Source organism: Syntrophomonas sp. UBA5494 (genome assembly GCF_002426325.1).
On the sequence record NZ_DIPG01000043.1, the window covers coordinates 1 to 10,125 of the forward strand.

General features: G+C 51.1%; 11 protein-coding genes. 7 read left to right on the forward strand and 4 right to left on the reverse strand.

What is annotated here, in order from left to right; all coding sequences use genetic code 11:
- From B3W37_RS04760 to B3W37_RS04770, 3 genes are all read left to right on the forward strand, one after another.
- Positions 1 to 531 (forward strand): TolC family protein (locus B3W37_RS04760; protein WP_483174940.1); only part of this gene is annotated, 531 nt, incomplete at its 5' end.
- 61 nt (positions 532 to 592) lie between these two features.
- Complete coding sequence (locus B3W37_RS04765; RefSeq protein WP_483169770.1) at positions 593 to 1,267, forward strand: response regulator transcription factor; 675 nt, start codon at positions 593 to 595, stop codon at positions 1,265 to 1,267.
- Positions 1,260 to 2,660, forward strand: coding sequence for a sensor histidine kinase (locus B3W37_RS04770; RefSeq protein ID WP_483169787.1), 1,401 nt, complete (start codon positions 1,260 to 1,262; stop codon positions 2,658 to 2,660). The genes B3W37_RS04765 and B3W37_RS04770 overlap by 8 nt, the downstream gene beginning before the upstream one ends.
- Before the next feature lie 9 nt (positions 2,661 to 2,669).
- On the opposite strand, the gene cobU is transcribed toward B3W37_RS04770, so the two are convergent.
- Genes cobU through B3W37_RS04790 form a run of 4 tightly spaced genes read right to left on the reverse strand, consistent with a single transcriptional unit; the run spans position 2,670 to position 6,549 of the window.
- Positions 2,670 to 3,248, reverse strand: coding sequence for a bifunctional adenosylcobinamide kinase/adenosylcobinamide-phosphate guanylyltransferase (gene cobU, locus B3W37_RS04775; protein ID WP_483169771.1), 579 nt, complete (start codon positions 3,246 to 3,248; stop codon positions 2,670 to 2,672).
- Positions 3,238 to 4,512, reverse strand: coding sequence for a heme ABC transporter ATP-binding protein (locus B3W37_RS04780; RefSeq protein WP_483174941.1), 1,275 nt, complete (start codon positions 4,510 to 4,512; stop codon positions 3,238 to 3,240). The genes cobU and B3W37_RS04780 overlap by 11 nt, the downstream gene beginning before the upstream one ends.
- A gap of 33 nt (positions 4,513 to 4,545) precedes the next feature.
- Positions 4,546 to 5,586, reverse strand: a complete 1,041-nt coding sequence (locus B3W37_RS04785) for a FecCD family ABC transporter permease (RefSeq protein WP_483174942.1) — start codon at positions 5,584 to 5,586, stop codon at positions 4,546 to 4,548.
- A gap of 12 nt (positions 5,587 to 5,598) precedes the next feature.
- Positions 5,599 to 6,549 (reverse strand): ABC transporter substrate-binding protein, encoded by a 951-nt coding sequence (locus tag B3W37_RS04790; protein ID WP_483169774.1) that lies wholly within the window; start codon positions 6,547 to 6,549, stop codon positions 5,599 to 5,601.
- Between the two features lie 260 nt (positions 6,550 to 6,809).
- Here B3W37_RS04790 and B3W37_RS04795 point away from each other — a divergent pair, with 260 nt between their 5' ends.
- The 4 genes from B3W37_RS04795 (at position 6,810) to B3W37_RS04810 (ending at position 9,998) form a co-directional block, all read left to right on the forward strand.
- On the forward strand, positions 6,810 to 7,667 hold the full coding sequence (locus tag B3W37_RS04795; RefSeq protein WP_483169775.1) for a 4Fe-4S dicluster domain-containing protein: 858 nt from the start codon (positions 6,810 to 6,812) through the stop codon (positions 7,665 to 7,667).
- A 46-nt stretch (positions 7,668 to 7,713) separates the two neighbouring features.
- A complete protein-coding gene (locus tag B3W37_RS04800; RefSeq protein ID WP_483169776.1) occupies positions 7,714 to 8,436 on the forward strand; it encodes a cysteine dioxygenase family protein in 723 nt (240 codons plus the stop codon).
- A gap of 232 nt (positions 8,437 to 8,668) precedes the next feature.
- The gene (locus B3W37_RS04805; RefSeq protein ID WP_483174943.1) at positions 8,669 to 9,538 is read left to right on the forward strand and encodes a delta-lactam-biosynthetic de-N-acetylase; all 870 of its coding nucleotides are present in this window, start codon (positions 8,669 to 8,671) and stop codon (positions 9,536 to 9,538) included.
- Positions 9,539 to 9,599: 61 nt separating this feature from the next.
- A complete protein-coding gene (locus B3W37_RS04810; protein ID WP_483174944.1) occupies positions 9,600 to 9,998 on the forward strand; it encodes a hypothetical protein in 399 nt (132 codons plus the stop codon).
- Positions 9,999 to 10,125 lie beyond the last annotated feature (127 nt).

Below are 10,125 nucleotides of genomic sequence, written 5' to 3' on the forward strand. Positions count from 1 at the left end.
ATAAAGCTGAATAACGCCATCGGCCAGTCCTCGACGGAGCGGCCGGTTTTAGTCGATGATTCAGCCTTCAATCCCCTGCAGGTTGACAACCTGCAACAGGAGATTACCAGGATCTTGAACGACAGCCCCGAGCTATGGCTGGCTGAAAAAAACCTTGAAAAAGCTGAACTGCAGAATTTGTTGGCTCCTCTGTCCGGTTCTTCTTTACAGCCCAATGAAGTTCAGGAAAACAGCCTGTCAATAACCAAAATCAACACCAGTGACACTAAGATACAGATTATTCAAAATATAGAATCAAATTATTACAAAACCGTACAGCTGGAATCCCAATACCGGCAGGCCGAACAGACCTGCCAGACAGCTCAGGAAGATTTGCGTTATAAAACCTTACAGTTTAATCTAGGATTAATAGCCCGGGGTGATTTAATGGCAGCGGAGATCGCAGGGGACAACGCCCTTCGTTCGCTTAATGCACTCAAGCACCAGCATATCCTGTCCAAAATGGCTTTTGAGAAGCCCTGGGCGTCTTGATTCCCGGGATGCCTTCAAGCCGGTTAGGAGTATAGCAGCCAAATAGCGGGAGGAGTCGGTTTTGCGGTCCATTTTCGTAGTTGATGATGAAGAGAATATACGCTATATCCTCAGCCAGTACCTGGCGCGGGAAGGCTATCAGGTTGAGACCTTCGCTTCGGTTGAAGAGGTTTTGGTCCGGCTGCAATCGGGTTATCCGGATATGTTCATCCTCGATATCATGCTCCCCGGGAGGGACGGATTGGATTTCTGCCAGGAGATCCGCAGCCGCAGCGGTGTACCGGTGATTTTTATCTCGGCGCGGGGAGAAGAGGTCGACCGGATACTGGGCTTGGAGTTAGGCGGGGATGATTACATGGCCAAACCTTTCAGCCCGCGCGAACTTGTGGCCCGGGTGCGCTCCCTTTTCAGGCGCTCTTCCCTGGGGGCAGGCGCCAGTTTAACCCAGATGATAGATAATCTCGCCATCTACCCCACAGATCGGCGCATAATGGTTAACGGCAGAGAAATGATGCTGACTCCCAAAGAGTATGAATTATTGCTTTTGCTGGTAGAACAGCCCCAGCGCACCTTTACGCGCCAGGAGTTATTGGACCGGGTATGGGGCTATGATTACGTCGGCGGGACCAGGGCGGTAGACGACCTGGTCAAGAGACTGCGCAAGAAGCTGCGCGAACATGAGTCTCAGGTGAATATCAAAACCATTTGGGGATACGGGTATCGTCTTGATGATTAAATTTAACAGCATAACCAGCCGCATATTATTAACTTATTTTATTGTGGTGTTATGCAGTATCGCCATAACTGCCCTGGCCTTTCATTCCATTATGTATAAGGATCTGGAACGCCGGGCGGTGATGGGGTTAAGCAAACAGAGCAAGACAATTGCCATGGCTCTGGCTATACACAGCCCTGAATTAGGGCTGCCACAGGAGCGGCTCGGCCAACAACAGATATCATTGTTCTTTTCCGGACGACCGGTGGAAAGCGACTACCTGATTACAAATCCCCAAAAGATCATTATCTATAGCAGCAGCGATAAATACACAGTCGGAACTAATTTTATGGAGGTATTGCCTAAATGGGGCATTGTTTCACCGCCAGATCAGGCAGCTTTCCATATTTATCAAAGCGGCACCTTCATCGCGGTTCAAGAACACATCGTCCCCAAAGGGGGAAACATCAAGGGCAGTGTGATCACTTTTGCGGAGATCAGCGCACTGGAAGCATTAAACCGCGATATCATTGCCTTGCTTTTTAAAAGCCTGGTAATAGCCATGGCAGTGGCCATACCGGTAGCCCTACTGCTAAGCCGTCAAATAATAAAACCTATCAATTCTCTGCGCGAATACGCCAAAGCCATTGCCCAGCGCCGCTTTGACGTGCGCCTGGACCCCAAATCAGACGACGAACTTTCAGAGCTGGCACAAACCTTCAATGAGATGGCGGTGCAGCTGGAACGCTATGACTCGGGATTCAGGCACTTTTTCCAGAGCACTTCTCATGAGTTGAAAACCCCGTTAATGAGCATACAAGGATACGCGGAAGGTATAAGAGACGGGATATTGACTGGTCCCCAGGCCGCTCAGGGATTGGAAGTAATCTCCCGGGAATGCCAGCGTTTAAAATCAATCGTGGATGAGATGATTAATATCACCCGGTTCCAATTCAGTGAAGGCAAAAATACCTTGCAGCACTGTAATCTTGGACAGATTCTGGCCACTACCATGGAGTCCCTTAACGGGTATGCAGCGGAAAATGCCATTGCTGTGACAGCAGATATTCCCGTACTGGAGATCATTTCAGACCCTGAACAGCTGCGGCGCCTCTTCGGCAACATATTGGCTAATGCAATCCGCCACGCCCAGACTCAGGTTTGGGTTAAGGCTCGAATACTGCCTGATAAATCCGTCAACATACACATTGAGGATGATGGGCCGGGGTTCACTGCCCAGGATTTGAAACACGCTTTTGATTATTTTTACAAAGGTCCCCAGGGCCACACCGGTTTAGGGTTATCCATCGCCAAGATCATAGTCGAATCCCAGCACGGCGAGATCAGCCTCGGCAATCGACCTGAGGGAGGCGCTATTGTGGAGATTACCCTGCCTTTCAGTGCCTCCGCTTAGCATGGCGATTTATTCGGCCGCCAATTTGCCTGCCGTATTTAGCGGAGTGCTCAGGGTTTTCAATTCCAGCGCCAGCCCCGACACCATCAAGTACACCTCATCAGCATAAGCGGCCATGATCTGATTAGCCCGTCCCAAAACATCGCGATAGTCGCGGGACAGCCGGTCAGCCGGGACTATCCCCCACCCCACTTCGTTGGTGACGATTATCACCTTGGCTCTAGCATTTTGAGCGGTTTTAGCCAGTCTTTCCACACGCTGCAGGATCTCCTGCTGGTAAGCAGTGCTCTCCCGACCCAGCAGCCAATTGGTGACCAGCAGTGTAAGGCAGTCCAGAATAAATACCCGCTCAGGGGCATCATATTCTGCTATGGCCTGTGCAGGATCCAGCGCCTCCTCAATAGTAACCCAGGCAGCAGGGCGCCGTTGGCGGTGATGCTCCACCCTGACCAGCATCTCTTCATCCTGAGGGACGCAGGTGGCTATAAAATATACTGATTCTGCTACATTACGCGCCCAGAGCTCCGCGAAATGGCTTTTCCCGCTGCGGGCGGCTCCAGTAACCATGATGAGGCCTTTATTGCTCAACACCATCTGCCTCTCTTTCCATAACCGCCATAGCCTGTTCGGCACTCTCAACCAGATGAACCTGGCTCTGCAACAGCTTTTTATATATTTGGGAAGCTTCCCCGCCGGTGTAATCCCGCTCTGCAATGGACCCTTCATCGATAACTATGACTGGAGCCCCGCGTTCAGCCATTTCCAGGACCGCTTTCAGATTGGGCAGGTTGCCGCTGCCAAATGGAATGGGAGGCAGAATGGTATAATCAGCCTTGAGCATAGCCTGGCGGTTAAGTCGATCCTCCTCCAGGCCGATCTCACTGAAGGGGGCTGCTTCAACCACGCTGAAACCCTGCCGCTTGGCTTCCTGCCAGTCGGAATCGCCGATATTAATGACCCCGGCGCTGACCTCCCAGCCTTGTTCCTGAAGATAATGGAACAGCAGTCCGCAGGATCCCCCGCCCCCAACTACATGGACCCGATAATGAGTGGTATTGGGACGGTGAATCAAAGGCTGAATGAACAGCATCGGCCTGCCCCCGGGGTGGCGTTGTTCCACTTTTACCTCACAGCCATAAACCTCTTTGATCAGTTCTTCGGTTAGAACCTGGGCCGGACGGCCTGCCGTAAATATTTTGCCTTCTTTTAACACCAAAAGATTATCGCAGTATTGTGAAGCCAGATTGAGGTCATGAACCACCATCACCGCAGTGAGACCTTCTTCAAAACGCAGCTTATTCAATAGTTCCATTATTTCGATCTGGTAATTCAAATCTAAAAAAGAAGTGGGCTCATCTAAAAACAATACCTGAGGTTCCTGAGCTAGAGCCCGGGCTATGAGGACTCGCTGTTTTTCCCCCCCGCTCAATTCCGTGACCAGCCGCTGCGCCAGATCAAGAGTATTGGTCCGGCGCAAAGCCTCACAGACAATTTCACGATCCTGCGGGCCTTCTCTCTGAAAACGTTTTAAATGTGGAATGCGGCCCATCATCACCACGGCTTCTACTGTAAATGGGAAATCCAGGCCAGCCTCCTGGGGCACAACGGCCAGGTGACGGGCCGCCCGGGCGGGACGCATTTTATAAATATCTTCTTCCTGGAGCAGAATGCGGCCATGAAGAGGCGGGAGCACCCGGCTCATGGCCTTTAAAAGAGTGGATTTGCCGGAACCGTTTGGCCCGACAATGCCTAAAAACTCGCCTTTGGACACCTGCAAGGTGGCATCCGACAGCACCGTCGAAGATCCGTACCCGCAGGTCACTCCCAAAACATCCACGATCACTATGCTCACTCCCTTTTATACACAGCAGGATCATCTCTTAATCTATTTATACAAAGATGATTTTTGGCCTCGCAACAAATATATAAAGAAAGGCCCGCCTATCAGCGCAGTAACTACCCCTACCGGCAGTTCCTCCGGGGCTATTACGGTTCGGGCGATGATATCCGCTCCCACCATAAAGACAGCGCCGGTCAGAGCGACCATGGGAAGCAAGACCCGGTGGTCGGGTCCAATAATTAGTCTCACCACATGAGGTATTATTAACCCCACAAAGCCAATCAGTCCGGACACTGATACGGATGCCCCGATAAGCAAGGCCGCAGCTATGAGCAGCATCACTTTGACTCTTTCAACGTCAATACCCAGATGCTGGGCTTGTTCCTCACCAATCAGCATTCCGTTCAGTTCACGGGTATATAGAAACGCAATGGCGGTACCGATCACAGCATAAGGCATGAACATCCAGATATATTCCCAACCCCGGCTGGAAAATCCCCCCAAAAGCCAGAAAACCACCTGATGCATTTGATCACCACTATAAAACATGGCCAGAGACTGCAGAGCGGACAAGAATGAATTTACCGCTATACCGGCCAGGAGCAAGGTCATTACCGGCACCTTGCCTCCGGTGCGGGCCAGGCTGTAGACCAAAAAAATGGTCAACACCGCACAGACAAAAGCAAAGGCCGGAATGCTATAGCTGTACTTCAGACCGAGGCTCCCCAGGAGCAGAATAGCAGCCACGGCACCCAGGGCGGCGCCTGAGGAAACCCCGATCACATAGGGATCGGCCATGGGATTGCGGAACAGGCCCTGAAAAATGGCCCCGGCTACCGATAAACAGACGCCCACCATTGCCCCCAGCAAGACCCGTGGAAAGCGTATACTCCAAATTATGATGTCATGTGATTGCATCTGCCCGCTGTAACTGCTGCTGGAACCATTTAAATGACCGTTTATCAGGCTCAGCACTTCAGCGGGCGGAATCCAAACCGCGCCAATGCCGATGCCGATTAACATCAATATTATCAAGGACAGTGCCAGGAGGCCGATAATTATGGAAATAGGTTTTTTATGCTGCATCCATCATATTCCCTAATTGAACAGTTCCGGATGTACGGCCTGAGCTACGAGTTCCAGAGCATCAACGGACCTGGGTCCGTAACGATTGACCAGGTTGGCCTCCAGGCCGACCACTTTTTTATTCTGCACAAAGTTGAGGTGCTGCCAGCCGGGGCGGTTTAAAATCTGCTCGACAGTGGGGTTTTCGTTGTCTCCATGGCCGTACGAGTGCATCATTATATCAGGATTTTTGTCCAATATGATCTCTTCGTTAATCATTGGATACAGATCAGCGGAGGCGCCGATAATATTCTCCCCCCCGGACAGGGTGATCAGTTCTCCGATCAAGGTGTTTTGCGAGGCGCTCATAAGCGGTTCATGCCACACTTCGTAAAATACCCGGGGCTTGGGGCCCTGGGCCTGTGCTATTTTGGCGGCAACGCCGGATACGCGCTGCTGCAGGCTCCCTACCAGGTTTTGGGTGGTCTGCTGTTCTCCTGCAGCTCTTCCTATGGCGGTGATGGTGGAGAAGATTTCCTCCATGGTATTGGGACTGAATACCAGAACTTTGATATTTACCGCTTCAAGTGCGGTTACAGCCTGCTGGTGCATATCACCGGCCAATACCATATCCGGCCTGGCCTCAATAATTTTTTCCACGCTGGGCGTAGAGAATCCTCCGATCTTAGGCTTATCCAGAGCTTCTTCAGGATAGTCGCAGTAAGTGGTAACCCCTACTATGCGATCCCCCAGCCCTAATGCAAAAAGTACCTCGGTATGACTGGGCGAAAGCGAAACTATCCTTAACGGTTGTTTGTCCAGGGTAACTACCCTCCCGGCATCATCGGTGATAGCCATGGGGTAAGCCACACCCTGGTTATCATTCGCCTGGGGTTGCGGTTGAATCTTCTGGCAGCCTGCCAATCCCGCCATGAGTAGCAACAGCAATAGAACACAACCGGTTTTTTGCCATCTAAAATACACGCCTCGTCTCCCCTTCCCCCAAAAATATAGGTTTTTCTGATTCCCGGACCTTACCTCCCCATTTTATTGCAAAGCATTGCACTTTGACAACATGTCCCCGGGAGGGCTGAGGGCCGGGTGCTTAAAAGCCCGCATTTCAGCCTGGAGCGCTGTAAATATTTAGCATCGCCATAGCCTCTCTAACTTGCCAAACATTTATGAATAAATCAAAATAAGTATATAGACTTCGCTATTGATGATGCTGTGAAAGGATGTATCATATGCAGCTTGATACCCCTGACCTGGCCCGGTCAAATGAAGATCTGCGTTCACAGGTGATCGAGTTCTGCCGGGAGCACGGTGCAGATTTGATCGGCTTTGCCCCGGTGCAGCGCTGGGATGATTATGATGAGGTACCGCTGGAATTTCGTCCGCAGAGCCTTTTCCCCCCGGCTAAAACGGTCATAGTGATCGGCATGAGCATGCCTTTGCCGATTGTGGAGACCACTCCTTCCTTCCTGCACAAGGAGCTCTATACCGCCTGTAATCAGGAATTGGATGGTATTGCTTTTAATCTGACCCGCTTTCTCAACCGCCGGGGCATGGCTTCATATTTCTTTACCCGCGACGGCTACGGCAGTCTCAGCGCCCTCAAGAAAAAGCCTTATGCCGCCTTTGGCCACACCACCGCCGCCAGATATGCCGGATTGGGCACTATCGGACTCAGCCATAATTTGCTCACTCCGGAATACGGGCCCCGGGTGCGCTTCGTATCGGTGCTGACCGCCGCTGAGCTACAGGGTGAACCGGTGATGGACAAGGACCTCTGTATCAAATGCAATGCCTGTGCAAAATGCTGTCCCAAGGATGCGCTTAAAGCACGCGATGACCAGATTCGCGGGGATTACGATGTCAATCTCTGCATAGATCAGCACATTGAGCTGGTCAAACAAAGGTGCTATCCCTGTGGAATTTGCATTAAAGTATGCCCGATTGGCAAAGACCGGGCTCTTTATAAACAAAAGGGCATAGTAAAAAAGTACCTGAATGAAGCTGACGCACTGACTGCCAATCCCGACGACCCTGAATACAGAGCCTGGACACACGTGCGTCGTTATGGCTGCCGTTTGCCGGAATAGTGAATGGTTTCCAATGTGATGATTATATGATAAAGGAGGGTTTATTATGAATTCGTATGCTTTGGACCATTTCATTCAGGACATGGAGGACTTGCTGGAAGGCACTCCTGCCATACCGGAGATCATGGATGTGGGGGGGCGATACGTCAGCAAACTGCTGACCAACTCGACCTTATTAGATGAATTACTGAGTCGTCTAGTGCTGGATGACGGTTTTTTAAAGGCGCAGTATCAGGCTATCGACCCCAATGATATTATTATATACCGCAGTCCTCGCAGGAGCTTCTCCCTGCGCGCTTTTATCTGGGAACCCGGGGTCTGTTATCCTATTCATGATCACGGCTCCTGGGGAGTGGTAGGGGTCTATATGAATCCCATAAGGGAGCGCAAGTACCAGCGTCCGGACCACGGTGAAAAAAACTCGGCCCGGGTAGAGGTGAAATCCGATCAGGTACTGCTTCCCGGCCAGGTGACCACTGTTCTGCCTCTGGACGACGGCATCCATCAAATGGAAAACCCCGGGGAAGAAGCCGCGATTTCTCTGCATACCTACGGTGCTGCCATTCGGAAAGGCTACATACAATATTTTGATCCGCATTTTAATACGGTGAGGCGCGTATATCCGCCTACTTCCTACACCCGGGTCCTGGCCATCAGAACCCTGGGTTCCATGGCCCAGCCCTGGTCGAAGGAGGTTCTAAGAGAAGCTGCCGCGGGTAATATGCCTGATTATATAAAGGCCGAATGTTTAGAGGCACTTCAAAAATAATCCTAAAAAGAACGGTTTATGCATTTTAAACCATCTGCTTTGAGGGGCGGTTTGACTCCATAATACGGGGTTGAATGAGCCCCTTAGATTTTTGGGTTTCATTCCTTTTGCCTTTCAGAGCCATAACATTTTTTGGCGGAAAGGCTTGCCATCGCTGCCAGAATGTTAGTTGATATATCCATAAAGGCCAGGTCAAACTATCATAGTGACATTTTCAGCAAAGGAGCCAATCATGAAGCGTATCATTTTGATCATGTTTATTTCCCTGGCCTTTATCTCAGGGTTTGGCTGCTCCAATTCAATCGAGAAGAAGCCGGTCCTTTTAGACGATGAAATGAAGGCCCCTATTAAGAGCGCCCCCGCAGAGGTTGGACTTGAAGAATATGCGCCAACTACCGCCCCCCAGGGCACCCTGGGCTGGTATGTGATGCGCAGGCCCAATCATGAAACTCCGACAATTGACCGCAATATCGGCTTTAATCTCAGCGATTATAAGGCCTACTATATAGGCAGCCAGAACCAAACCATCTTTCTCACCTTCGATGAAGGCTATGAAAAGGGCTACACTGCCTCTATACTGGACACCCTGAAGGCTCACCAGGTTCCAGCCGCTTTCTTTGTCACCGAACCTTATATCAGGGAAAATCCCGACCTTATTAAACGCATGGTAGCGGAAGGCCACCTGGTAGTCAATCACAGCAAGACCCACCCATCAATGCCTTCGATAACCGGCAATCAAGAAAAGTTCAATCGTGAACTGCTGGATACCGCGCAGACTTTCAAGGATCTGACCGGCCAGGATATGCCCTTGTTTTTCAGGCCCCCCAAGGGTGAATACAATCAGACCAGCCTGCAGATGACGGCGGATCTGGGCTATAAAACCATATTCTGGAGTTTTGCATATGAAGACTGGCTGGTGGATCGTCAGCCCGATCCAGAAAAATCGCTGGATTTGATACTGAAAAATATCCATCCCGGCGAGATCATGCTGCTGCATGCGGTCTCAAAAACCAACAGCGATATCCTGGGCCGGGTCATAACAGGAGCGCAAGCCGAAGGTTATCGCTTCAGCACCCTGCATGAACTGGCGCCAGTCAAATAGAAGCGGCCGCAGCGGCAACAGATCTTGCAGCTACACAGTTCTTGATTAAGGAGGACGAAATATGCAGTTATCGCCTGGAGAACGCAGCATTTTAGCCTACTTCCCTTCCCGGGAAAAAGCTCTGCAGGCTTCCCGGGACATTCAGACCGCGAACCTGGTCAGCGATCTGGGCTCTATCCAAGTGGACGGCGTACACCGTTATTCCGCCGCCGTTCTTGACAATGGATATGACAGCCCCATAAATAAAGCCGCTACCCTATCCGGGGTCACCATTTACTCCAGTGAATCCGGCCCTGAGGGAGCCGATCCCTTGCTTGCCGCCGACCCATCCGCCAGCGGCTATGACAGCCCCCACGGGGTCACGCCCCAGGGAAAATCCATTTTACTGACCGTGGTGCTCAATCAGAATGATGTGCCCCGGGCGGTGGAATTAATCAAAAAGCATGGCGGAACTGTTTAGAGGGTTCCCAGGCTTAAAGGAGTATTGTTATGCTATTTCGCCGGCAGGTTGAACAGGTTATCGAACAGCAACGTTTGAGAAAAACTAAACCGGGGCTTGACCACAGCAGCATGGATTGGTGGGATCT